Genomic DNA, 23,709 nt, shown 5'->3' on the forward strand with positions numbered 1-23,709 from the left:
TCAATGAACTTTCCGTGTTTTGCGGGGTGCAAATGTAACTTCTGTTTTTAAATCTCACAAGCTTTTCTTAATCTTTTTTTGAAAATAAATTTTCATCTTGATTCGTAATGCTTGTCAGTATTTCAGTGAACGTCTGTCGCTGTTGCGGGTGCAAAAGTAGACCCTTTATTTACATTTACAAGCCTTTTTATTATATATTTTCCATCTTTTTTCAAACTTTTTCTTAACACTCTGATAACACAAAACTTAACAACCTGTCTTTTTTATAGATTTTAGGAATTTTCTGATTTGAGATGTGTTTTTCGTAATAGCAGTTCTTAAACAACTACTGCTTTTATTGACTTCACAACTTTATAGCGCGGATATTGATTTCTTCACAACAAGTATATCAATCTTTTTAGGTAAGCTCGCCACGAAGACACGAAGGCACCAAGTTTGACCTCTACTGACTGTAGAGTTCAAAGAAACCAATCCTATAAACAAATAATTAGAGTACATCTTCTCATGAAAACTGAAACCCTAGCCCTGATAGAAGTGGAAATCCTTTTGTGCTGGGGTTCAGCACAAAAGATTGGAGCAGATAGCAGGAAATAGCTCCAAAACAAAAACTAAATTCCAAATTTTATAATCCCAAATTTCAAAAGCGCACTTTCCTCCGATTCCTTATATTCCAAAAACACAAAACCCGTCAGTTAAACTAACGGGTTTATGATTTTATGAATCCCTATTCGAAACGAATGGCTTTTACAGGTGAAATCTTTGTTATTATATAGGACGGAATTAACAACACTACGAAGCATACTGTAATGGTGAGTAAATTTAGCAAGGCAATATATCCCCAATTTAAATAAACCGGTGCCTGATTGACATAGTAGTTTTCAGGATTTAACTGAACGACTCCAAATTGCTGTTGGATTAATAAAATCGTAATCCCTATTAAGTTGCCCCAAAACAATCCTCGTATAATAAGATAGAATGCGTTGTATAAAAATATCTTACGAACGGTCCAGTTATTTGCTCCCATTGCTTTTAGAATTCCGATCATTTGGGTTCGTTCTAATATGAGAACTAATAATGCCACAACCATATTTATGGTAGCCACTAAGATCATAACCCCCAGTATAATGATAATATTGAAATCGAACAATTGTAACCAGTCAAAAATGTAGCTGTATTTTTCGATTATGGTTTTTGTATCTAAATTCGATGATGTTTGATCGTATACCTGAATTCCTGTTGATTTAATATTATCGAAGTCTTTTACAAACACTTCAAAAGCTCCCACCTGATCCGCAGTCCATTTATTAATTCGCTGAATGTGACGAATGTCTCCTATTATATAAGTAGCATCGAATTGTTGAAATCCTGAATTAAAAATACCTGTAATCTTGAATCTGCGGCTGTTTGGCATTTTACCTTGTTCTTCTTTAATAAAAAAGGTATTGAAATTATCTCCAACTTTTAGATTAAGACGATCAGCAAGTAGCCTGGAAATTAAAACTTCTTCGTTTAGAGTTTTAGAAAAATCAGGCACTTTACCATCAACAATATATTCTTTTATATTATTCCAGTCGTAATCTGCTCCTACTCCTTTGAAAACAATTCCTTCAAAAGCATTTTCTGTTCTAATAATTCCGGCCTTGCTTGCTATTGCCTGGATATGACTTACCTCGGGAACTGATTTGAAATTGGGATAAAAATCCTGTTTTTTAGAAATTGGCGTTAAAGTGACTTCAGAATTGTTATTATCAAAATTTGATATAATAATCTGACCGTTGAAAGCCGAAACTTTATCACGTATCTTTTGCTGCAAACCTATTCCGGTAGCAACTGAAACGATCATCATGATAATACCAATAGCAATGGCCGAAATGGCAATTTTTATAATTGGCGCTGATATACTGCTTTTATAATCTTTGGCAGTAATAAGTCTTCTGGCTATGAAATATTCTAAACTCAAATTTGGGTTCTCTTTTATTAATTATCGCTGGACCTTATTGATCCAAATCAAAAATACATTTTAAAAAGTAAAATCGAATGGCTTCTAAAAACAATTACAAAAGTTTTAAATCTTATAACGGAAGTTTCTTTTTCATTTCTTCTACTATATTGTATGCTGCAGGACAAATGGCAACATTTTTTAAGGTAAGATCTGTAATTTGATTAAACTTTTTACGATCTGTATGCGGAAATTCTCTACATGCTTTTGGTCGAACATCGTAAATCATGCAATAGTTCTCGCTATCCAGAAAAGTACAGGGAACACTTTTTAGAACATAATCTTTATCTTCATCTATTCGAAGATATTGCTCAATGAATTGCTGTGGTTTTTGCCTGAATGATTTTGAAATTCGTTCGATATCTGCCAACGTAAATAATGGCCCGGTTGTTTTGCAACAATTAGCACACTGTAAACAATCTGTCTTTTTAAATTCGGCATCATGCAAATCCTGCATCACATAATCTAAATTCTTAGGTTGTTTCTTTTTCAGCTTATCAAAATACTTTTTGTTTTCGATATGCTTATCTTTGGCTAACTTATTTAAGTTATTTAAAATTTGTTTCAAGTTTACTTTTTAAAGTTGATGTGCAAAATTAAACAACTTTAAACTTGAAACCCTAAACTTTGAACTAAAATACGATGAAAGATCTATTTGGGAAGGCGATGTTCGACTTTCAAACCAATAATTCACCTGAAGATATCATTACAGAAACCACCATTTCTGAAGAAGACGCAATGAGCGTTGACTATTTATTTCGTTCATATAACGAAATGCCCAAACTTGAACAAAAAGCATTGCAATTGGCTACTGGAAAAATATTAGATGTGGGCTGTGGCGCCGGAAGCCATAGTTTATCTTTGCAAAATGACCGTAATTTAGACGTTACATCGATAGACATTTCAGAAAAAGCAATTGAAACTTGTAAACTTCGTGGTGTTAAAAATGCAAAAGTTCAAAATATATTAGATTTTGCAGGAGAAAAATTTGACACTATAATTTTATTAATGAACGGCGTTGGTATTTTTGGCAAACTGGAAAATTGCAATACATTTTTATCTAAACTAAAGTCACTTTTAAATCCGGGTGGACAAATTTTACTCGATAGCTCCGATATCATTTATATGTTTGATGAAGACGAAGATGGCGGAAAATGGATTCCTTCTAACAATGACTATTACGGCGAACTTGTTTTTAATATTTCTTATAAAGGAGAAAAAGAAGAACCTTTTGACTGGTTGTATTTAGATTACAACACACTTCAAAATGCAGCTGCTGCAAACGGATTAAAATGCGAACTCATTTCAGAAGGCGAACATTATGACTATTTAGCTAAACTTTCGATTTAAAATAAAAAATTAACAATCATGGAATCATTAGATTTAGAAAAATTAAAATATCCGATAGGAAAATTTGGATTTCCAACGGAATTTAGCCCTGAATACATTTCTGATAAAATTCATGCGATCGAATCTTTTCCTGAAAGATTAAAAAAAGAAACAATTCATTTAACAGATGAGCAATTGAATACACCGTATCGTCCGAATGGATGGACTGTTCGACAAGTGATTCATCATTGCGCTGAAAGCCATATAAATTGTTACATCAGAATAAAATGGGCTTTGACAGAAAATAATCCGGTAATAAAACCATACGACGAAACTTTATGGTCTGAATTACCAGATAATTTGAACATGCCAATTCAGCCAACATTAACTTTGCTTGAAGGATTACATTTTAGACTGGCATATATCATGAAAAACTTATCAGCTTCAGATCTTGAAAAATCTTTTATTCATCCTGAAAATAATTCGGAATACAAAATAAAACAATTAATAGGTACGTATGCCTGGCACGGCAATCATCATTTAGCACATATTACTTCTTTAAAAAAATATAAAAACTGGAAATAAGAAAGCTGTTTCTTTTTTATACACTTGTATATTATTTTCCCTAAATAAAAAAATCTCTTCGGATGAAGAGATTTTTTTATATCCTTTAAGGAATATTCAAATATTTATGCGTTTGAAGCGAAACTCTCCACTTTGGATTGTTCATTACATAATCAACAATTAATGGTGTCATTTCTTCTTTTTTGCTCCATTCGGGTTGGAGAAACAAAATTGCATTATCATTTACCAATTCTGCTTGTTCTTCTGCAAAAATAAAATCGTGTTTGTTATAAATAATCACTTTTAATTCGTGAGCATTATCGTAAACCGTTTGCGTTGGCAATTTATTTTTTTTTGGCGAAAGACAAATCCAATCCCATGTCCCTGTTAATGGATAAGCGCCCGAGGTCTCGATATGAACTTTTAAATTTCTGTTTTTTAATTCCTGAGTCAATAAACTCATATCCCAGGTCAAAGGTTCTCCTCCGGTTATCACAACAGTATCTGCATACGTTGCGGCATTATTCACAATTAGATCAACACTCGTTGGCGGATGTAACTCTGCATTCCAGCTCTCCTTCACATCACACCAGTGACAACCAACATCGCAACCTCCAATTCGTATAAAGTAAGCCGCCGTTCCCGTATGAAAACCTTCCCCCTGAATGGTGTAAAACTCTTCCATCAAAGGCAACATCGCTCCTTTATTTACTTCTAATTGTATTTCTTTTGATAACATTATTATATTTTAAAGTGCAAAGATAGTCAATTAAATACGGAACAAAAAAAACCGATAGCTCTTTGAACTATCGGTTTTATATTTAATAAAAGACCTTATATTATTTTAAAGCTTTTACAGATTGCGCTGCGTAAGCATTTGCAGGATCTAAAACTAAAGTTTTATTGAAATATTCAATTGCTTTAGCTTTGTCAGTATTTGCATAACTAGCACCAATACTATTGTAAGCTTCGATTACTTTTTTAACTGTAGCAGGTTTTGCTAATTCTTCAGGACCTTTTGCAGTTGTTTTAGTTACATACTCTTCGTAATTTTTGATAATTAAATCATCTTTCTCAAGTAAGTTATTAATTCTTCCTTTGTACAAGTATGCTTCATCATAAGTTGGAGAAGCTTCTAAAACTCTGTCAAAAGCGCCTTCAGCTTTTGCTAAAGCTGCAGCATCCGGAGCACCATCTTTTTTATTTGCATTAGCATAATACAGTGAAATACCATAATATACATTATCATCTAAATAATTTTTAGATTCTTTATTATTAACTGCAAGTTCAAAAACATTTGCAGCTTGTGCAAATTGTTTTTTACCAAACAATGCTTTTCCTAAATCAGCAAGTTCTTCAACTACTAAAGGCTCTAATTCAATTGCTTTTTTAATATCTGCAATACCAGCATCAAAAGCAGCCTGATCTACAACTCCTTCAGCATTTGTTCCTTTTTTAATTTTCGATAATCCTAAATACAAATAATCTCTACCAATTACTTTGTTTGAAGGTACTTTGATAAAATCTTCGATAGATTTAATTGCTACTTCAACATTTCCATTTTCGTAAGCAGCATAACCTAAATATCTGTAAATTCTTGGATTTACTTTATCTTCAGCAATCATTTTGTTTGCTACAGTCTCCAGAGTTTTATAATCTTTTACTAAGATTAAGAAATCTGCATGACGCATTTTCGAATCTAAAGAGTAATCTGTAAGACTTAAATATTTTTCATAATTTGTAATTGCGTTTTGCATATTAACTTTAGAGGTAGATGTTTTGTTTCTTCCCCATTTGTAATATGTTTCAGCTAATTCTCTGTAAACCGGACCATAATTTGGGTTGATCGCGATAACTTCATTAAAAGATTTAATTGCTTCTTCGTATGATTTAGCTCCTTTTAACAAAACTCCTAATTGCATTTTTGCTCTTAAAAGTGTTGGATCAGCAGTAAAAGCATCACGATAAGCTTTGTAAGCATCATTTTGATTATTTGAACCGTAGTAAGCATCACCAATTGTCAAAAGAGCAGTTGCATTTTGAGGCTCAAGAACCAAAGCACGTTTCAAGATCGCAATAGCACTTGGATAATCTGGAGAAGTTGAATTAATATATGCTCTACCGATATAAATAAATTCATCTACATCTTTACGTTTCATATCTTTTGTCGCTAAACCAAAGTTAGCCTGAGCTGCAGCAGCATTTTTAGCATCAAGATCGATCTGACCTAATCCGATATAATTCAAATTTTTATTATCAGATGCCTGTAATCCGTTTGCGTAATAAATTTTCGCTGAATCAACAATAGTTTGATTTAAATATATATTACCTAAAACAAAATTCGCTTCTCCGTCAGAAGGTTTTGCCTGGATGATTGATTTAAGCAAAGACTTTGCTTTTTGAAATTGTTCAGCGTCGATTGCTTTTTTAGCTTCTTTGATGTCTTGCGCTTTTGCAACAGTGGCCGAAGCAACTAAGGCAAGACTAAAAATTTTAAATTTATTCATCTTTAATTGTAATTAATTTATTCTTTATCTTTAATAATCTGACTTCTAATTTTAAGATTTCTTCCTGGAGTTCTAACAGGCAGTAATCCTGACTTTAAAACAATACGCTGTCCGATGTCTCCTGAAATGAATGAAGCAAACCCCATTCCTAAACCAGTATAACCCTGACAATTTATAATAAACAAATCACGTGCCAAAGGATATTTCTTTTCGCCAAGATCATTTTGGGTAGGACTATAGAAGCCACCACCATTTAGACCTTTGACGCTCATAACATTTATTTTTTTAACAAGACCGAGCATATCCGGAGAGGGCTGATACAGCCAATTTACTCCCACCACTCCAATCATACCATCATTCTCAGACACGAATTTAATAACTTCGTTGTTGGTTTTAAAAGAAAAAACATTTTTTGATGGAATATCTTTCACCTTAGCCAATTCTTTCATGTATCGTACTGTACTTGAATTTGGATTATCAAATACAAGACCTTTGATTCCAGAATCTGATTTGCCTTGCAGAAAATCAATTACGGTTTTCAACGCAATTAATGTATCATTATTGCTTTTATTAGTAACAAAAGCAATTGCATCTGTTGCAAAAGGAGTAACCCTAGGATTAATCTTGCTTTTTTCAAATCTGGTTTTCTCTTCCTGAGTTAAATCTCGGGTGGTAACAGCAACCTTTGCTTTTTGATTTAGTAAATCATTTATAAGCTCAGCTTCAGATTTAGGTTTTAATGAAATTTTAGCATCATAGTAAGTTCCTTCAAAAACAGCCACCATATCTTCAACAATAGGCTTTATTGTTTCATCTACGGTAATATCTATTGATCCCTTTAAAATTGTTTCATTATCAGCTTCATTTTTACTTTTTTGGTTACACATGGCAAACAAAAAAACAAAAACTACCAAACCTACAATTTTACCATATTTGAACATATTATTCTGCATTTGAATTAATTAATCTTAAAAAACGGATTCCTGAATATACGATCAATAATCCGCCAAAAGCATATCTGTATTTGGGTTCCATATCTAAAGGAAGTTTCTTCCAGAACATAATCATTAAACCTAGTACAAGATATATTAAAAAAAACATTATTCCTAAAACAAGAAGAAATCGCTCTTTGAGCGATTTCTTCTGAATATTATTAAACTTATCTTTTAACATTATTCTGCAGATTGAATAGTAATAGGAAGTGAGTAAAGAACCCTAACTTTTTTACCATTTTGTTCGCCGGGAGTCCATTTTGGACATTTTTTAAGAACACGAATTGCTTCTGCTCCTGTACCGTAACCGATATCCCTTAAAACTTTAATGTCGGTTAATGAACCGTCTTTTTCAACTACAAAAGTAACATAAACTTTACCTTTTAAACCTTCTTCTTCGGGAGTCTTGTAATTATTTCCTACGAATTTGTAGAACTTTTCGATTCCTCCAGGAAAATCTGGTTTTACTTCGATACCTGCAGTATTATAAACATTGTTATCTTCCTGAATGATCTCAGTAACTGGTCCTTTACCAACTGGTTCATCAACAGTTAAAACTGCATCCGGATCTCCTTTGATAGTTTCGTTACCTACTTTTTTATCCTTAAGATCCACAATTTTTGGTGGGTCTTCAGTAACTTCATTTGCTTTAGCAACAACCGGCTTCACGAACTTCACCTGATCCACTTTTGGTGGTGGTGGTGGTGGTGGTGGTTGATTTGGCTTAATTTCCTCTTTTTTAGGAGGTAATTTTACTGTTGCGATTTTAATATCGTTATTTACCACTTCTTCTTCAGAATCTGGTAAGAAGCTTGCAATAAGAGGAGCTGCAACAGCAGCGCTAAAGATAAGTGAACCAATAATAAGCGCCTTTACAGTCGTCTTACCGTTAGCTTTTCTTAACTCATATGCACCATATATCTTATTACGCCCTTCGAATACGATATCAAGCCACTGATTTTTAATTATATCTAGTTTCATATTTCTTGATTATTAAGGATTAAAATAAGATTGCTCTTATTTTTTATCTATCAATTTCGTTTCTTCTGGACTAAACTCGGGAACAATAGCATAAGTCTCTACTCCTGAAATTGCCATCTCATCCAAAATATCAACCAAATTACGATAATTTGATTTTTTAGTTGGCTTGATGATAACTATAATTCCATTTTTAGGTTTCCCTAAAGCTGTAGAATAAGCTAAAACTGCTTTTTTCTGAGTTAATAATTCTTTACGAATTCCGTCTTTTCCATAGGCAATATCTTTAGGACCTACTTTAGGAGTTGCAAGCAATCCCATATAATAAATCATTTTATTGTCTGGACCTAGCATAACCGTCATCGTACGATTCTCGTCTACCTTGGTATCCTTAGTATCTTTCTCATTAGGATCTTTATCCGGCAGAGACAAATCCATCGCTTGAGGTTTTGACAACGATGTGGTTAGCATAAAGAACGTGATCAATAAGAATGCCAAATCCACCATCGCAGTTAAATCGACTTTAGAATTCTGCTTTTTACTTCTTACTTTACCACCTTTTCCGCCACCACCGTCGCCGGTATTTAATTCAGCCATTTTAGTGTATATTTTTTAATTAAAAGTCTTTTCCTCTCGTACCTGTAACTAAGTTAAAGGAATTGATTTTCTGATCTTGTAAAATATCCATTATCTTTTTGATTTGTGGATATTGTTCTTTAGCATCACCTTTTATTGCAATTTTCAATTCTTTATCATCAAGATCAATCGAAGCTCTTCTTGAAACCAAAAGCCAGTCTTTTAATTGATTATCTAAAGAATCTATTGGAATTCCAGGTTGATTCGCTTTTGTTCTGTCAGCCGCTTTCATATCAATGATCTGTTTTAAATTTGTCAATGGAACACCAAAGTCATCCATTAAAGCAAATTTAGTTTTATCATCTTCTGAAAATTCTACACCGTATTTAGCTCCCATTCCTTCAAGAGTCTTTTTACGGATCTCTCTACCTTTTAGGTCAAAAAATACTTTGCTTTTCCCGTCAGCACCTTTTCCTATTGTAATGATAGCTAAATCTGAATCAGGTAATTTAGACTGAGCAACAGAAGAAGGCATATCTACAGGAAGTGCTTCTGGCACTTTAGCAGTAGCGGTCAAAATAAAGAACGTAAGCAAAAGGAACGCAACATCACACATGGCAGTCATATCTGTCGATGTTGACTTTTTTTTCATTTTTATTTTAGCCATTATCTTTTATTTTATTTTGATATAATTAATTGTAATTAATACTAATCAAAAATTAATTATTGTTTCAAACTTCCTCTGAATCTTCTGTAAGTATTTACAATTGTAGTACCAGCCTCATCGATAGAGTAAGTTAAATCATCAATTTTAGCGGTAAAGAAGTTATAAGAAACGATCGCTAAGATTGAAGTAGAGATACCTGTTGCAGTGTTGATAAGTGCTTCAGAAATACCTGTTGCAAGAGCAGCCTGATCTGGAGTTCCAGCAGAAGCTAACGCACCAAACGCTTTAATCATACCTGATACAGTTCCTAATAATCCTCCTAATGTACCTAAAGATACTAAAGTAGAGATAATAGTCATATTTTTTTCTAACATTGGCATTTCTAATGAAGTTGCCTCTTCGATTTCTTTGTGGATTACTTCTGCAGCTTCTTCACTGTTGAAACCTTCTTTTTTAACGTCTTGGTATTTTACCAAAGCAGATTTAATTGCATTTGCAACTGAACCTTGTTGTTTGTCACATGAAGCGATTGCAGCCTCGATGTTTCCTTCTTTAATGTTTCCTTGTACATTTTTCATAAATGTATCTAAGTTTGCTTTACCAGCAGCTTTACCAATAACGATAAATCTTTCAATAGAAAAAACAACAACCATTAAAAACATACCTAATAATACCGGTACAATAAAACCTCCTTTATAAACTTGACCTAATGTATTGATCGGGTGACCTGTTTCTGGATTACCTCCTTCGAAGTTAGCAGCATCTCCCATGATTACTTTCCAAATAAACACCCCAACTAAAATACACGCTACAATAATGATTCCTGTAATCATTCCTCCTCCATTTGAAGTGCTTTCTTTTTTAACTTTAACGTTTGCCATTTTTTTTAATTTTAATAGTTTTAAATAATTTTTATTTTTTAGTTATATTTAACTTGTAGAGGAGCAAATTTATACGTTTAGTTTAAATAAAAAAACTTTTTTTAATTTAATTGAATGAAATTTAACGTCGATTTAAAAAATATCTCATTAAATTGCCGGCGTCATTTTTTAGATAAAACAAAAAACAAGGCGATTAATGGGAAAATTACAACGTTTTAGTAAATATTCAAACATTCCGTTGATATCTTCTTAAAAAGTTGCGAAATTATTTTTTATATAATTTTCAACCACTAAAAGCTTTTTCTTACTAAAAAAAACGAACGTAAAATGTTAAAAAATCAAGCAATACTCTTATAATCATCTAAATTACAAATAAAACATGAATAAAAAAGACAATTTCATTCAAGATATAAACAATGGTTATGCATCTAAAGGAGATAATATAATTTTGGGTGGAGCATTACTTGACGGAGAAGCAATTGCTGAGGCTCACGTTAAAATCCCACTAAAAACACTAAATCGTCACGGATTAATAGCAGGTGCAACCGGAACAGGAAAAACAAAAACAATTCAGGTTTTTTCTGAACAGTTATCAAATGCCGGAATTCCTGTTTTAATGATGGATATAAAAGGGGATTTTAGCGGAATTGCGAAAGAAGGAAAAGAAGAAGGTTTTATTACAGAACGACATGCTAAAATAAATATTCCGTATAATGTTGCTTCATTTCCAGTGGAATTAATGTCTTTATCTAAGCAAAACGGAGTTCGATTAAGAGCGACAGTTTCTGAATTTGGCCCTGTTTTATTTTCCCGAATTTTAGATCTAAATGATACCCAGGCTGGCGTTGTTGCTGTTATTTTTAAATACTGCGATGATAACAATATGCCTTTGTTAGATTTAAAAGACATAAAAAAAGTTATCAATTATATCACCGAAGAAGGTAAAAACGAAATATCGGCCAATTATGGCAAAATTTCTACTGCCACGACAGGAACTATTTTACGAAAAATAATAGAATTAGAACAGCAGGGAGGAGATCTCTTTTTTGGAGAATTATCTTTTGAAATTGATGACTTAATGCGAATTGATGAAAACGGAAAAGGATATGTAAATATCATTCGTTTGACTGATATTCAGGATAAACCAAAATTATTTTCGACTTTCATGCTGAGTTTACTGGCCGAAATTTACCAGCAAATGCCTGAAAAAGGAGATGTTTCGCAACCAGAATTAGTGATATTTATCGACGAGGCGCATTTGATCTTTAATGAAGCGAGCAAAGCCTTATTAGATCAAATTGAAACGATTGTAAAACTGATACGTTCTAAAGGTGTTGGTATTTATTTTGTTACCCAAAATCCAATGGATGTTCCTAGTGGCGTTTTGGCACAATTGGGTTTGAAAATTCAACATGCTCTAAGAGCTTTTACTGCAAATGATCGTCAGGCGATAAAAAAAACAGCCGACAATTATCCTACTTCACAATATTACAAAACAGATGAATTGCTAACCAATTTAGGAATTGGAGAAGCTCTGGTTACGGCACTTAATGAAAAAGGAATTCCAACTCCGCTTGTTGCTACCATGATGCGTGCACCAATGAGCCGAATGGATGTTTTGACTACTGATGAAATTGCGGCTATTAACAGCAAATCGAAACTAGTAAAAAAATACGCCGAAGAAATTGATCGCGAAAGTGCTTATGAAATTCTAAACAAAAAAATTGCGGATGCCGTTCAGGCGAACGCAGAACAAGAACAACAAGCGCCAACAAAATCATCAAAAGCTGAACCGAGTACGACGAGTGTGGTAACAAAATCAGTTTTGAAAGTGGTAACAAGCGCTACTTTTATCAGAGGTGTTTTTGGAGTTTTATCGAAAATATTTAAAAAGTAAATTCAATATCAAAAATCAATTACAATATCAATATCAAAAATCAATTACAATATCAATTTCAAAAATCAATTACAATTTTAAATTGTAAATACCATTGATTTTTGACATTGATATTGATTTTTGATATTGCAATTATTTTTGCAACAACTCCAGAATTTTATTTTCGATTTCAGGTGTGTTCCAAATGTTTTCGATATTCTCCAGTTTTAGAATTTCTTCCATAATTCCGTTTTGAAAATCGCCTATCGCCAAAGCTTCGGCATAAGGGCGATCACTAAAAGTAACACGGCTGTAAAGCGGAATCCATTTATCAGGATATTTATCAGAGAATGCTTTTTCTATTTTCTTTTGCAATAGGAATTTCTCATCGGCCGTTTTTGTGCTCATTTCCATAAAATTGCGATACGAAAGTTCTGCAATAGCATCAGCATTTGGTTTACGTGAAATTTGATATTCAGAGAAAATTTTCTTCCAGTCGTTTCCGTACTTTTCGATCATTTCGTTTAAAACCGTTATGTCTTCAAAACCTGCATTCATTCCTTGTCCGTAAAACGGAACAATAGCATGACAGGCGTCTCCAATCAAAGCAATTTTATCTTCATATGTCCAGGGAAAACATTTCATTGTAACCAAAGTACTGGTTGGATTTTTAAAGAAATCTTCTGCCAGTTTCGGAATCACTTCTATCGAATCCGGGAAGTTTTTCTCAAAGAAATCTTCGACCATTTTGCGATCAGTAAGTGATGCAAACGAATTTTCACCTTCAAAAGGCATGAATAAAGTACACGTAAAACTTCCGTCAAGATTAGGAAGCGCAATCAACATATATTCTCCGCGCGGCCAAATATGAAAAGAGTTTTTATCCAACTTATGCGTCGCATCAGCATTTGCCGGAATATTCAGTTCCTTATACCCCATATTCAAAAATTCCTGTGAATAATTAAACATGCTCTGGCGTTGCATTCTGTGACGAATTCTGGAAAAAGCACCATCGGCACCAAAAACCATATCGTATTTTTTCTCCTCCCACTCGCCTCTTTCGGTTTCGCCAATATGCAAAGTTGCATCGCTTAGCGTCACATCCCAGATTTTTTGTTCAAACAAAAATTCAGCTCCAGCGGCTTCAGCAAGATCAATCATCTTCCTGTTTAAAGCGCCTCTGGAAATCGAATAAATCGACTCGCCTTCCTGCCCGTAGTTCTGAAAATTGAGTTTATCGACCAAATGAATGGCACGTTTGTCCATCGGAATTGCGATTTCACGCACCGAATCGCCAACACCAACGCCATCAAGCGCTTTCCAGCCACGGTTAGACATTGCCAAATTGATAGAACGACCCGAAAAATTAATTTTACGAATATCAGGACTACGATCATAAACATGAACGGTGTGACCTGCTTTTTTGAGATAAATTGCCAATAGTGATCCTACCAATCCAGAACCTACAACAGCAATTTTTAGTGGAGTTTGCATCAAGAAAAATCTAAATATAAGATCGTAAAAATAAGTAATAAATACACAAAAGCTTTAAAATAAAGTAAATATTTACCCTTATTCGTTATAATTATCTGGGCATGACCCGCCGAAAAAAGCGGGTCGGGCTATCCGCTATATTCCCGATTAACAAAAACTACGGCTAAAAAGCCTTGTTTTTCTAAAATCGGGAGATACCGATTCAAGCCCTAATGCAATACAAGTTTTCATAACAAATTTATGTTTTTATAGATTTATTAGAAATCCGAAAAAGCCTACTTTCGCATGATGAGAAAAAAATTTAGCCCGCGGATTTGACGGGTTGAACGGATTTACGCAGTTTTTTTTATTAAAACCTAAAGCACATCGCTAAAAAAAAATCCGTGTCCATCTGTTCAACCAGTAAAATCCGTGGGCAATAAACGGACTACTTCACCCAAATAAAAGACCATGAACAGCGAACTATTAAAATCTGACATCATTCACGAAAACGAAAAAGTACTATTACTTCCATTTGAAAACGAAAGAAACATCGAACTCAAAGAAATTATCTTCGACGATGAAATCTGGAAATTCATGGGAATGTATGTTAGAAATGATGCTGATTTCGAAAATTATATCAAAAATACTTTACAACAAAAAGCAGACGGAATTTGTTATCCTTTTTTAATCATTGACAAAGCCACAAACAAAGTTGCAGGAAGTACCCGTTACGGTTACCTAAACTACGCAAGCCAGAAATGCGAAATTGGCTGGACCTGGTACGGAAAAGATTTTCAGGGAACTGGTTTAAACAAAGCGTGCAAATACGAATTACTGAATTTTGGTTTCGAAAACATTCAATTTAAGAGAATACAGTTTAGTGCTGATTTGGAAAACAAAAAATCTCAAAGAGCTATAGAAAAACTAGGCGCTGTAAAAGAAGGAATCTTTAGAAATAACTATGTCGATTCTGAAGGCAAGAGTAAAGATGATGTTTATTATAGCTTGATTTTGGAGGAATGGGAAAATACTAAACGAGATTATTTTGGAGAATTTTTATAATTTTTCTTCGCATAAAAGCATTACTTTAGCTTTAACAAAAGAATTCAAAACCCTTATTTTCAATTTTTTAAATACAATTTATAATTAAAAAACCATCCATGAAAAGAATCACTTTCTTTCTGTTTTTATTCGTTGGATCAATCTGTTATTCACAGGACAGAATTCAATTAAACGACAACTTAAATGATAGCTTAAAAGTTATAAAAAAAACGATTAAAAATTATGAAGATGGTCTTTTTCAAAATGAACAAATAGTACTTTTTACTTATGAGAATAATTTAGTTTCGAAAATAGTGACAACACAAAACGGAGATTTCATAGAAGATGTTGAAGTGAAATACGAAAACGGGAATCTAAAACAAATGAATCTTTTTTACACAACTTTAAGACATGATAAAAAGAAGATTATAAATACGCCTACAGAAAATGTAAATGCTATTTATAATTATGATGATGCTAATTTAATTATTACCCTAAGCAAAGAATGTAACGGATTAAAGCGTATTCATTATTTCACTTACAATGATGCCCAACAGCTTATAACAGAAAAAGAAATACAAGACGGAATTACATTAATTGAGAAAAAATACAAGTATGACAAAAACGGAAATCTCTACAATAAAAAAGATTTTATAGCCACAGAGTACGATTATTACAAGACCTACGACGATAAAAAAAATCCTTTTAGCTTAATCTATCCCGATGCCTATTTAAAAGTATACAAACTCTCCAAAAATAATATTAAATCTTGTAACATCAATGGCAAATCATATACTTATGAATACGAATACAACTCTAGCAATTATCCAGTAAAGATTATTGAAAAAAATGGGAGAAAGATTCAAAGCGAAACAATAATTGAATATCGCAAAATCTAAAACAAGCATAATAATTACTCCAAGATGAACCTCTATTCAGAACATTACGTAAGTCAAAAAGCTGAAAGGTTCGTCAATAAAATTTGGTGTCTTGATAACAGCATCGGCGAAAGCCTAATCGAAAACAAACTCGTTCTTCCCAACGGCTGTTTTAATCTCGCAATCGTAAGCGGAAATGCCATAGAAGTTCATACGAGCAAAAGTAAGTATGAAATGAACGAAGGATTTTACTTTTGTTCGCAAATGACCAATAAAGTTTTAGTTAATATTCACCACAAAACAAAGGTCACAATAATTCAACTACATGCCTGGACGCTTTCGATGTTTCCAAATTATGATTTAAGTAATTTTACAGACGCTATTCTTAAAATTGATGCTGCCGAATTGCCTTTTCAAACTAAAATCGAAACGGATCTAAGCTGCGATATTCTTGTATTATTAGATACAATTAATTCTTATTTTGAGGAATTAAGTACTACACACCCAAACAAAAACACAATCGAAAAGATTTGCGAAATCATTAAAATTCAAAATGAAGAAATTTCGGTTTCGGAAATAGGAAAAAACATGAATTCTTCGCAAAGGTCACTTCAAATTAAATTTAAAACGGCAACCGGACTTACCATCAAAAATTACATTCAGATTCTGAAGTTTAGAAAATCAGTAGACCAAATGGTAAACTCTGATTTAGAGAAACTAAAACTGACTGATGTCGCGCTTTACAACAAATACTTTGATCAGTCACATTTCATCAAGAAGTTTAAAGATGTAACCAAAACAACCCCAAAAATGTTCAATTCGGATTCCTATTTTCTTTCGAAAAAAAGATAATATTCGCATTTTTACAATTTTGCGAGCAATGTTTTAGGTAATATTGCAAAATCATCAATCAATCAAATCAATCAAAAATGAAAATCAACAAATCATTTTTTCAGCTAAAATGGGTTTTAGTTGGAATACTGCTCTTCCAATTCCATATTGGATTTTCTCAGGAAGAAAAAAACTCTGAACTCTACAAGATTATTATGTCAAAAGACAGCCTTCTTTTTAATGTTGGCTTTAATACCTGTGACGTAAAACAATTTGAAGATTTATACACGGCCGATTTCGAATTTTATCACGATAAAGACAGTGTTTCGGACAAAGCCAAATTCTTATACAATCTTAAAAACGGAATATGCTCACCAACACGAAAATACAATTACCGCAGAGAATTAATTGACGGAAGTACCGAGATTTATCCGTTGCACAATAAAAACGGTATTTTGTACGGCGCGATACAAATGTCAACGCATCGTTTTTTTGAAAAATCACCTGGAAAACCAGAAGAACCAGGAAGTTTTGCGAAATTCACTCATCTTTGGCTGCTCAAAAACAAAGAATGGAAATTAGCACGATCGCTTAGTTATGATCATAAAATGATTAGCACTACCACAGATAAATCGAATCTATTTGATAGTGATGATGAAACTGAAAAATGGCTAAAACAAAACAATGTGCCAACTCTAGGAATTGGTATCATCAACAACGGAAAACTGCAGCAAATAAATGTATTTGGCGAACTTAAAAAAGGACTTACAGCACCTTACAATACGATTTGGAATGTTGCTTCGCTGACCAAACCAGTAACGACAATGGTCGCGTTGAAACTGGCAAGCGCAGGAAAATTTAGTTTAGACGAGCCTTTGTACAAGTATTGGACAGATCCTGATATTGCAAACGATCCTAACATAAAACTGCTGACAGCAAGAATTATTTTAAGCCATCAAACCGGTTTTCCGAATTGGAGATTTATGAATGAATCCGGTAAACTGGACTTTAAATTCAAACCCGGAACCAAATATCAATATTCAGGCGAAGGATTTGAATATTTGAGAAAAGCTCTTGAAAAGAAATTCAATAAAACGTTACAACAGTTAGCAGATGAATTAATTATCAAACCGCTAAAAATGACGGATACTAAATTTGTCTGGAACGACATTACCGATGTTTCACGATATGCTATTGGTTACAACAATAAAGGAAATGCCTACGAACCTATTAAAAATAAAACTGTAAATGCCGCTGACGATCTGCTAACGACAATTGAAGATTACAGTACATTTTTATGCAGCGTTATGAATAGTGATGGATTAAACAAAAAAGTATTTGAGGACATGACATCGCATCAGGTTGAAACTAAGAAAAATAAATATTTCGGACTGGGTTTTGAAATCTATGATTTAGGAAATGATAATTACGCACTGTCACATGGCGGTGCAGACCAAGGTGTGCAGACCATTTTTTTATTATTACCAAAAACCAAACAAGGCTTAGTTATTTTTACCAATGTAGATGACGGTTACAAAGTTTATGAAAAAATAGTGAATCATTATTTGGGCGAAAATGGAAAGAGAATAATTGAAATTGAAACAAAATAAAAATGGAAAACAATAAAAACATAACAACGATACCTATGGTAAATGTAATAGTCCTTTTTATTTTTTTCCTAAGCAGGCAAGCTACCGCACAAACCAACAGCGAAATACTACAGGAAGATCTTTTAAAAAGTGAAATCATTAAGATGGACAGTTTGCTTTTTGATGTTGCATTTAATCAATGCGATGCGGCTCAATTTAAAAAAATAATAGCTGATGATGTTGAGTTTTATGACGACCGCTTTGGCTTAAACGTTTCGAAAGAAAATGAAATAAAATCACTACACTCAAAATGTAACAGACCTGAAAAACTAACCCGAAAACTAGACTCTTGCACTGTGGACAAATTGGGCGATTTTGGAGCAGTGCAAATAGGAAAACATACTTTTTATATTGATGGAAAACCGGAAGGAACCGGTAAATTTATTCATATCTGGGAAAGAAAAGATAATGATTGGAAATTGAAAAGAATTGTGAGTTATGAGCATAGGCCTATCAAAAAGTAATTATTGGTATGCGATCTAATCTTCTCTTCAGAAGAAAAATGAAAAAAAAATGATTTATCCTGAAACCTAATTAAAAATTAGTCGTCTAACCAAAAGACACCATCTTAATCACGAGTGATTATTAAAGTTTCAGTCATCAATCAAAATCAATCATTATGAAAAAACCAATCAAACTAGCTGTTTACACTTTTTTTGTTTTCCTTTTTGTTTTCAATGTTTCTTTTGCGCAAGACAAAGCAAAACAAATTGAAGAGCTTCTTACCAAGTACAATCAATACGGTCAGTTTAACGGCTCTGCACTTGTTGCCGAAAACGGAAAAGTAATTCTCAAAAAAGGATTTGGCTCCGCCAATATGGAATGGAATATTCCCAATGAGCCGGATACCAAATTTAGACTAGGTTCTATCAGCAAACAATTTACAGCTTTCTTAATTGTAAAATTAGCCGAAGATGGCAAACTAAAACTGGATGTTCCTATCACCACTTATTTGCCCAATTATCCAAAAGCAACTGGTGATAAAATAACGATTCATCATTTGCTTACCCATACATCGGGAATTCCTAATTACACTTCTCTTCCTAATTTCTTTAAAGACAAAAGTAGAAATCCCTATACTCCGGAAGAATTTGTAAAAACGTTTTGCGATCTGCCACTGGAATTTACATCTGGCGAAAAATTCAATTACAGCAATTCAGGATATTTTTTATTGGGTTATATTATAGAAAAAGTTTCCGGAAAATCATACGAGCAATATTTACAGGAAAGTATTCTGACTCCGCTAAAAATGGTAAATTCAGGTTATGACCATGCCGATACTATTCTGAAAAACAGAGCGGCCGGTTATGAAAAAAGAGGTAAAAAAATCAGAAATGCTCCTTACCTCGACATGAGTATTCCGTATGCTGCGGGTTCATTATATTCTACTGTAGAAGATCTTTATCTTTGGGATCAGGCACTTTATACGAATAAGTTACTTTCATCAAAATCAATGGAATCTTTATTTAATTCTTATATCAAAACCGGACAATCATCTTATGGCTATGGATGGTTTATAGACGAAACTGACGCAGCATCGGGAAAAGTAAAAGTTACAGAGCACGGTGGCGGAATTAACGGTTTTAACACTATCATTTACAGAATCCCACAAGATAAAAATTTAATCGTTTTACTGAATAATACAGGCGGAACGGTTTTAAATGAAATCAGCCAGTCTATTCGTGCTATTTTATACAATCAATCGTTTAAAGCGCCAAAAATGTCGTTAGCATTTGAATTATTGGATACCTTTTCAGAACAAGGAGTTACAAGTGGTTTAAATACCTACAAAAAGCTTAAAAATGATCCTGTTTATAACATTTCTGAAGGAGAGATGAATAGAGTTGGATATGAATTGCTTCAAAATGGAAAGACTAAAGAAGCCATAGAAGTTTTCACAATAAATGCAGAAACATATCCAAAATCAGGAAATGCTTATGACAGTTTGGCCGAAGCTTATCTAAAAGACGGCAATAAAAATTTAGCCATTACAAACTACAAAAAATCTGTAGCACTTGATCCTTCAAATGATGCAGGCAAAAAAGCATTAGAAGAACTTCTGAAAAAATAACAACTAAAAAAAGACACAGCCCTAGAGCGGTAATCTTTATCTTACCAACTCCGATAATTCTGGTTTTAAGCCAAAATTATTGGAGTTTTTTTGTTTTAAAAGTGTTTTTCTGATTCCATATTTGGTATAAAAAAACTATTTTAGCGCTGCCCAAAAAAAGATAATTTCAAACCCAAATCAACCTGATTTACACCTTTTAAAGCTGTAAATACTATTTATTTAACCTATGAAAAAATTAAAGACGCAACTTTTAGTATCATTACTATGCCTGTTTATTCCAATCATTGGTAATTCTCAAACAGCTGCCAAAACAGTTCCAATGCCAACTCAGCAAAATAAAATCATAATTGATAAAATTGTTGAAGCAGCACATTACAAAAATTACGTGGTAGATTTTTGCTTAGAAACCATAAATGAAGCTGCCCTTAAAGAAAAATGGAACGACCAGAAAACCGTCGAAATAACCGAAACCATCAATTACAAAAACTTCAGGGATGCTGTTTATAATATGTTCGCGTTTTACAACGAAATAGAATTAGAAACACTCTTAAAAACATACAAAGAGGATACTGCCTATCAAGCTTCAAATGTTATGATTGCTAATGATGCTCTTGGTTATAACCTGGAAATATTTGCCAATGATATTGTTCGGGGGAAATATAAATAAGATTCTGAGATGCTAAGCTACTAAGGTTCTAAGGTTTTTTTATAAGAAGTCTCAAAGTTGCAAAGGCTCAAAGGGACAAAGGTTTTTTATATACCGAAATCTTTGTCAAAGTTTTAAACTTTGACAAAGATCTTTACATTCAAACTTATATACATAAGCTTTGCGTTCTTTGTGACATAGCCATAAAAGGTTAAAAAACTTTGCGAATCTTTGCGTAAAAACTTTGCGCGCTTTGCGGTAAAACCACACAAGCAAAAACACAAAAGCCAAGAACCTGAAACAAAAACTACTCTTTCACTGGTTTAAAAACCAATTTCGTCGACGTTTTTATAATCTCCTCTTTATTCAGTTTCATTTTTCTGAATTTACCCGCATTGTACATTTCAGCCTGATCTCCATAATGTTTACTGAAAGGATTTCCGGATTGTCCTGTTGGTAAGATACTCCAGCTATTTTCTATGTCTGAAAAATCGACTACTCTTCGGGTTGATGGTCCGCCTTTTACATAATACTTTCCTTCTTTATTAAATCCGAAGAATTGATTGTTTATTACTTCGTTTGATCCCGGAGCTGCAAAAGGTCCTACATCAAAAAGTTTACGCAAAGCAGCTATTTTCCCCAGCGGATGTTCGTGTTCTACCGTATGTACTTTCCCCCAATTCCAGTCGGCTACCTTATCACCTAATTGTTCCTGAAGTTCCTTTACAGATTGATGAAATGCTTTTGAAACAATTTCGGCTCTGGTTTCTTTTACATTTTTGGTTTTAATATTATCCCACCAAACCGAATTTTCATTCTCAATTTGTCGGGCAATAACTTGTTTTCCTAAACTGGTTCCTAAAAATAGGTTGAAACTATCCTCACCCATTTCATCTTCAAAAGTATTTTTTAAATACAAATAAATCCATTTGTTGTAAATCGTCGAGCCAACATCTTCCAGATTATTTGTTCCTTTCCACGATTGTAAAGACTTAATCACCTCTTTTTCTTTAGGCGAAATCGAAGCAATATCTACATTCGAAATTAAACTCTGAACTACGCCCGGAGCAATTGGAGAAGTATTATCAAAAATCATTTTACTTATCGTTTCTTTATCCCAATCTGATTTCGCATCCATAAGAGCTGCAATTCTTTTCGCGCGATCTTCCGGCAAATAATAGCCCGGATACAAAAAACCATCAATGGCTTCCGGCTGATTATTGGCCGAATATACATAACCCCATTTTGGATTTTCGGCTGATGGGTTTTTAGAAAAATCCAGATATTCTTTGATATCATCTTTTCCGCTTGCGCCATCTAAAATAAAAAATGAATTTACCCCTTTATCATGTTTATATAATGTTCCCGTTGCCCACCACGCTACATTTCCTTTGACATCGCCGTACATTACATTTAGTCCGGGCGCTGCAACCAATTGAACTGCTTTTCTGAAATCTTCTTTGCTTTTAGCGTGTGAAAGTCCGTAAACCGCATCCAGAATTTGTATTGGCTGTTGCGTATAAATCCATGACATGGCAATAGGATTTTTTCGATCTAAACGCTCCAGTAAATCATTCATAATTGGTCCGTGTCGACTTGATTTGACCGTAAGAACCACATCCGAAGTATCTTTTACTTTTATCGTTTTTTTTCTGGTTTCGTAAGTTGCAAAACCCGTTGGAGTTTGATATTGGCTAGCATCTCCTGTTTTATTTTTTTCCTGATAAAAATCGATATCATCATTTTCAAACATGGTTAATCCGTAGGCGTAATCCCGATTGTGAGCCAATAAAGGATATGGAGTTCCGGCCAGATAACAACCGTATAATTCAAATTCGGGAGTTATTAAATGCGCTTCGTACCAAGTTGCCGGCTGCGAAAAACCAATGTGCGGATCATTGGCAAAAATCACCTTTCCGCTTTTGGTTTTCGTTGGTCCTGCCACCCAGCTATTACTTCCCACAAAAGGCGGAATTGGAGAATTATCCAACAAAGCGGCTACAGATTTTGCAATCGTAGTATATTCTTCAATATTTTCTTTAGAACTTTTAATTTGCGTCGTATTAAATTCTCCTTCAATACCTAAATCTTTCAAATATTCTGCCCCGTATTTATTGCGGATATCAGTTAACAAAGGATCCGTTTTTTGGGCCATAGCAAAACTAAAAGACATATATCCAAAAATATTATAAACGTCTTTTATCGTGAATTTTTCTTTTTTAACGCCTACAAGAGTAAATTCAATTGGCGTTGTACCTTCCTCTAAATACTGATTAATTCCATCTAAATAAGCCAATGTCATTTTATAACTCTGACTGTTTTTATCTAATTTGGCAATGGCTTTCGCCGAAGCTTCTTCGATACCAATTCCGGAGAAAAATTTATCATTTTTAAGCGCAACAGATCCAAAGATTTCTGACAATCTTCCGGGAGCAATGCGTCGAAGCAATTCCATTTGCCATAATCTTTCCTGCGCATGAACATAACCTAAAGCCGTCATGGCATCTTTTTCAGAACTGGCATAAATATGAGGAATTCCAAAATCATCAAAATAAACCGTGGTTTCCTTGTCAAGGTTTTTCAATTGAATCTGACCTTCGTAATTAGGTTTCAAATGAAAGATATAGGCACACAAACCTATTCCTAAAACCACTATTATGACTAATAAAACCAACAGGATTTTTTTAATTCTTCTCATATTTCAAAAAAGTATAGGATAAAATGATTTGGTAATGATGTAACTTTAAG

Annotated in this window: 22 protein-coding genes; 10 read left to right on the plus strand and 12 right to left on the minus strand. The window is 33.4% G+C overall.

The genetic code is table 11. The features are described from left to right. Nucleotides 1-724: 724 nt before the first annotated feature. A complete protein-coding gene (locus FLP_RS05555; RefSeq protein ID WP_065448536.1) occupies nucleotides 725-1,960 on the minus strand; it encodes an ABC transporter permease in 1,236 nt (411 codons plus the stop codon). Nucleotides 1,961-2,072: 112 nt separating this feature from the next. Continuing rightward, entirely contained in the window at nucleotides 2,073-2,567 is a 495-nt protein-coding gene (locus FLP_RS05560) for a YkgJ family cysteine cluster protein (RefSeq protein ID WP_056248936.1), read from the minus strand. 74 nt (nucleotides 2,568-2,641) lie between these two features. Between FLP_RS05560 and FLP_RS05565 the strand changes: the two genes are divergently transcribed. Next, nucleotides 2,642-3,349 carry a class I SAM-dependent methyltransferase gene (locus FLP_RS05565; RefSeq protein ID WP_065448537.1) on the plus strand — a complete coding sequence of 236 codons (708 nt, stop codon included), beginning with the start codon at nucleotides 2,642-2,644 and terminating at the stop codon, nucleotides 3,347-3,349. Nucleotides 3,350-3,367: 18 nt separating this feature from the next. Continuing rightward, nucleotides 3,368-3,913 (plus strand): YfiT family bacillithiol transferase, encoded by a 546-nt coding sequence (locus tag FLP_RS05570; RefSeq protein WP_065448538.1) that lies wholly within the window; start codon nucleotides 3,368-3,370, stop codon nucleotides 3,911-3,913. A gap of 85 nt (nucleotides 3,914-3,998) precedes the next feature. On the opposite strand, the gene FLP_RS05575 is transcribed toward FLP_RS05570, so the two are convergent. From FLP_RS05575 to FLP_RS05610, 8 genes are all read right to left on the minus strand, one after another. Further along, nucleotides 3,999-4,631 carry a 7-carboxy-7-deazaguanine synthase QueE gene (locus tag FLP_RS05575; RefSeq protein ID WP_065448539.1) on the minus strand — a complete coding sequence of 211 codons (633 nt, stop codon included), beginning with the start codon at nucleotides 4,629-4,631 and terminating at the stop codon, nucleotides 3,999-4,001. Nucleotides 4,632-4,731: 100 nt separating this feature from the next. Further along, nucleotides 4,732-6,399 (minus strand): tetratricopeptide repeat protein, encoded by a 1,668-nt coding sequence (locus FLP_RS05580; protein WP_065448540.1) that lies wholly within the window; start codon nucleotides 6,397-6,399, stop codon nucleotides 4,732-4,734. 17 nt (nucleotides 6,400-6,416) lie between these two features. Beyond that, a complete protein-coding gene (locus FLP_RS05585; protein ID WP_065448791.1) occupies nucleotides 6,417-7,340 on the minus strand; it encodes a PstS family phosphate ABC transporter substrate-binding protein in 924 nt (307 codons plus the stop codon). Between the two features lies 1 nt (nucleotide 7,341). Beyond that, on the minus strand, nucleotides 7,342-7,572 hold the full coding sequence (locus FLP_RS05590; RefSeq protein WP_065448541.1) for a hypothetical protein: 231 nt from the start codon (nucleotides 7,570-7,572) through the stop codon (nucleotides 7,342-7,344). Then, the gene (locus FLP_RS05595) at nucleotides 7,572-8,372 is read right to left on the minus strand and encodes an energy transducer TonB (protein WP_065448542.1); all 801 of its coding nucleotides are present in this window, start codon (nucleotides 8,370-8,372) and stop codon (nucleotides 7,572-7,574) included. Before FLP_RS05595 ends, FLP_RS05590 begins: the two co-directional genes overlap by 1 nt. 36 nt (nucleotides 8,373-8,408) lie before the next feature. Further along, nucleotides 8,409-8,966, minus strand: a complete 558-nt coding sequence (locus FLP_RS05600) for an ExbD/TolR family protein (protein WP_065448543.1) — start codon at nucleotides 8,964-8,966, stop codon at nucleotides 8,409-8,411. Nucleotides 8,967-8,985: 19 nt separating this feature from the next. Continuing rightward, a complete protein-coding gene (locus FLP_RS05605; RefSeq protein WP_065448544.1) occupies nucleotides 8,986-9,612 on the minus strand; it encodes an ExbD/TolR family protein in 627 nt (208 codons plus the stop codon). A 56-nt stretch (nucleotides 9,613-9,668) separates the two neighbouring features. After that, on the minus strand, nucleotides 9,669-10,493 hold the full coding sequence (locus FLP_RS05610) for a MotA/TolQ/ExbB proton channel family protein (protein WP_065448545.1): 825 nt from the start codon (nucleotides 10,491-10,493) through the stop codon (nucleotides 9,669-9,671). Nucleotides 10,494-10,872: 379 nt separating this feature from the next. Here FLP_RS05610 and FLP_RS05615 point away from each other — a divergent pair, with 379 nt between their 5' ends. Further along, nucleotides 10,873-12,390, plus strand: a complete 1,518-nt coding sequence (locus FLP_RS05615) for a helicase HerA-like domain-containing protein (RefSeq protein WP_065448546.1) — start codon at nucleotides 10,873-10,875, stop codon at nucleotides 12,388-12,390. Nucleotides 12,391-12,522: 132 nt separating this feature from the next. Here FLP_RS05615 and FLP_RS05620 read toward each other — a convergent pair whose 3' ends face one another. Next, a complete protein-coding gene (locus FLP_RS05620; RefSeq protein WP_065448547.1) occupies nucleotides 12,523-13,863 on the minus strand; it encodes an FAD-dependent oxidoreductase in 1,341 nt (446 codons plus the stop codon). 450 nt (nucleotides 13,864-14,313) lie between these two features. On the opposite strand from FLP_RS05620, the gene FLP_RS05625 reads away from it, so the two are divergent. From FLP_RS05625 to FLP_RS05655, 7 genes are all read left to right on the plus strand, one after another. Continuing rightward, on the plus strand, nucleotides 14,314-14,907 hold the full coding sequence (locus FLP_RS05625; RefSeq protein WP_065448548.1) for a GNAT family N-acetyltransferase: 594 nt from the start codon (nucleotides 14,314-14,316) through the stop codon (nucleotides 14,905-14,907). Between the two features lie 98 nt (nucleotides 14,908-15,005). Further along, nucleotides 15,006-15,785 carry a hypothetical protein gene (locus FLP_RS05630; protein ID WP_065448549.1) on the plus strand — a complete coding sequence of 260 codons (780 nt, stop codon included), beginning with the start codon at nucleotides 15,006-15,008 and terminating at the stop codon, nucleotides 15,783-15,785. Nucleotides 15,786-15,809: 24 nt separating this feature from the next. Then, nucleotides 15,810-16,616, plus strand: a complete 807-nt coding sequence (locus FLP_RS05635) for a helix-turn-helix domain-containing protein (RefSeq protein ID WP_065448550.1) — start codon at nucleotides 15,810-15,812, stop codon at nucleotides 16,614-16,616. 77 nt (nucleotides 16,617-16,693) lie between these two features. Next, nucleotides 16,694-18,205, plus strand: a complete 1,512-nt coding sequence (locus FLP_RS05640) for a serine hydrolase domain-containing protein (protein ID WP_065448551.1) — start codon at nucleotides 16,694-16,696, stop codon at nucleotides 18,203-18,205. A gap of 2 nt (nucleotides 18,206-18,207) precedes the next feature. Continuing rightward, nucleotides 18,208-18,708, plus strand: a complete 501-nt coding sequence (locus FLP_RS05645; RefSeq protein ID WP_065448552.1) for a nuclear transport factor 2 family protein — start codon at nucleotides 18,208-18,210, stop codon at nucleotides 18,706-18,708. 155 nt (nucleotides 18,709-18,863) lie between these two features. After that, the gene (locus FLP_RS05650) at nucleotides 18,864-20,315 is read left to right on the plus strand and encodes a serine hydrolase (protein WP_065448553.1); all 1,452 of its coding nucleotides are present in this window, start codon (nucleotides 18,864-18,866) and stop codon (nucleotides 20,313-20,315) included. A gap of 226 nt (nucleotides 20,316-20,541) precedes the next feature. Continuing rightward, a complete protein-coding gene (locus FLP_RS05655; protein WP_065448554.1) occupies nucleotides 20,542-20,982 on the plus strand; it encodes a hypothetical protein in 441 nt (146 codons plus the stop codon). 286 nt (nucleotides 20,983-21,268) lie between these two features. On the opposite strand, the gene FLP_RS05660 is transcribed toward FLP_RS05655, so the two are convergent. Beyond that, nucleotides 21,269-23,659 (minus strand): penicillin acylase family protein, encoded by a 2,391-nt coding sequence (locus FLP_RS05660; RefSeq protein WP_065448555.1) that lies wholly within the window; start codon nucleotides 23,657-23,659, stop codon nucleotides 21,269-21,271. Nucleotides 23,660-23,709 lie beyond the last annotated feature (50 nt).

The organism is Flavobacterium piscis (assembly GCF_001686925.1).
GTDB lineage: Bacteria > Bacteroidota > Bacteroidia > Flavobacteriales > Flavobacteriaceae > Flavobacterium > Flavobacterium piscis.

Bases quoted from the DNA above. Each gene is read 5' to 3' on its own strand.
- FLP_RS05585 (WP_065448791.1), bottom strand. From the start codon at position 7,340: ATGTTCAAATATGGTAAAATTGTAGGTTTGGTAGTTTTTGTTTTTTTG.
- FLP_RS05630 (WP_065448549.1), top strand. From the start codon at position 15,006: ATGAAAAGAATCACTTTCTTTCTGTTTTTATTCGTTGGATCAATCTGT.
- FLP_RS05625 (WP_065448548.1), top strand. From the start codon at position 14,314: ATGAACAGCGAACTATTAAAATCTGACATCATTCACGAAAACGAAAAA.
- FLP_RS05615 (WP_065448546.1), top strand. From the start codon at position 10,873: ATGAATAAAAAAGACAATTTCATTCAAGATATAAACAATGGTTATGCA.
- FLP_RS05565 (WP_065448537.1), top strand. From the start codon at position 2,642: ATGAAAGATCTATTTGGGAAGGCGATGTTCGACTTTCAAACCAATAAT.
- FLP_RS05645 (WP_065448552.1), top strand. From the start codon at position 18,208: ATGGAAAACAATAAAAACATAACAACGATACCTATGGTAAATGTAATA.
- FLP_RS05620 (WP_065448547.1), bottom strand. From the start codon at position 13,863: ATGCAAACTCCACTAAAAATTGCTGTTGTAGGTTCTGGATTGGTAGGA.
- FLP_RS05660 (WP_065448555.1), bottom strand. From the start codon at position 23,659: ATGAGAAGAATTAAAAAAATCCTGTTGGTTTTATTAGTCATAATAGTG.
- FLP_RS05580 (WP_065448540.1), bottom strand. From the start codon at position 6,399: ATGAATAAATTTAAAATTTTTAGTCTTGCCTTAGTTGCTTCGGCCACT.
- FLP_RS05640 (WP_065448551.1), top strand. From the start codon at position 16,694: ATGAAAATCAACAAATCATTTTTTCAGCTAAAATGGGTTTTAGTTGGA.
- FLP_RS05610 (WP_065448545.1), bottom strand. From the start codon at position 10,493: ATGGCAAACGTTAAAGTTAAAAAAGAAAGCACTTCAAATGGAGGAGGA.
- FLP_RS05590 (WP_065448541.1), bottom strand. From the start codon at position 7,572: ATGTTAAAAGATAAGTTTAATAATATTCAGAAGAAATCGCTCAAAGAG.
- FLP_RS05605 (WP_065448544.1), bottom strand. From the start codon at position 9,612: ATGGCTAAAATAAAAATGAAAAAAAAGTCAACATCGACAGATATGACT.
- FLP_RS05600 (WP_065448543.1), bottom strand. From the start codon at position 8,966: ATGGCTGAATTAAATACCGGCGACGGTGGTGGCGGAAAAGGTGGTAAA.
- FLP_RS05595 (WP_065448542.1), bottom strand. From the start codon at position 8,372: ATGAAACTAGATATAATTAAAAATCAGTGGCTTGATATCGTATTCGAA.
- FLP_RS05635 (WP_065448550.1), top strand. From the start codon at position 15,810: ATGAACCTCTATTCAGAACATTACGTAAGTCAAAAAGCTGAAAGGTTC.
- FLP_RS05650 (WP_065448553.1), top strand. From the start codon at position 18,864: ATGAAAAAACCAATCAAACTAGCTGTTTACACTTTTTTTGTTTTCCTT.
- FLP_RS05575 (WP_065448539.1), bottom strand. From the start codon at position 4,631: ATGTTATCAAAAGAAATACAATTAGAAGTAAATAAAGGAGCGATGTTG.
- FLP_RS05570 (WP_065448538.1), top strand. From the start codon at position 3,368: ATGGAATCATTAGATTTAGAAAAATTAAAATATCCGATAGGAAAATTT.
- FLP_RS05655 (WP_065448554.1), top strand. From the start codon at position 20,542: ATGAAAAAATTAAAGACGCAACTTTTAGTATCATTACTATGCCTGTTT.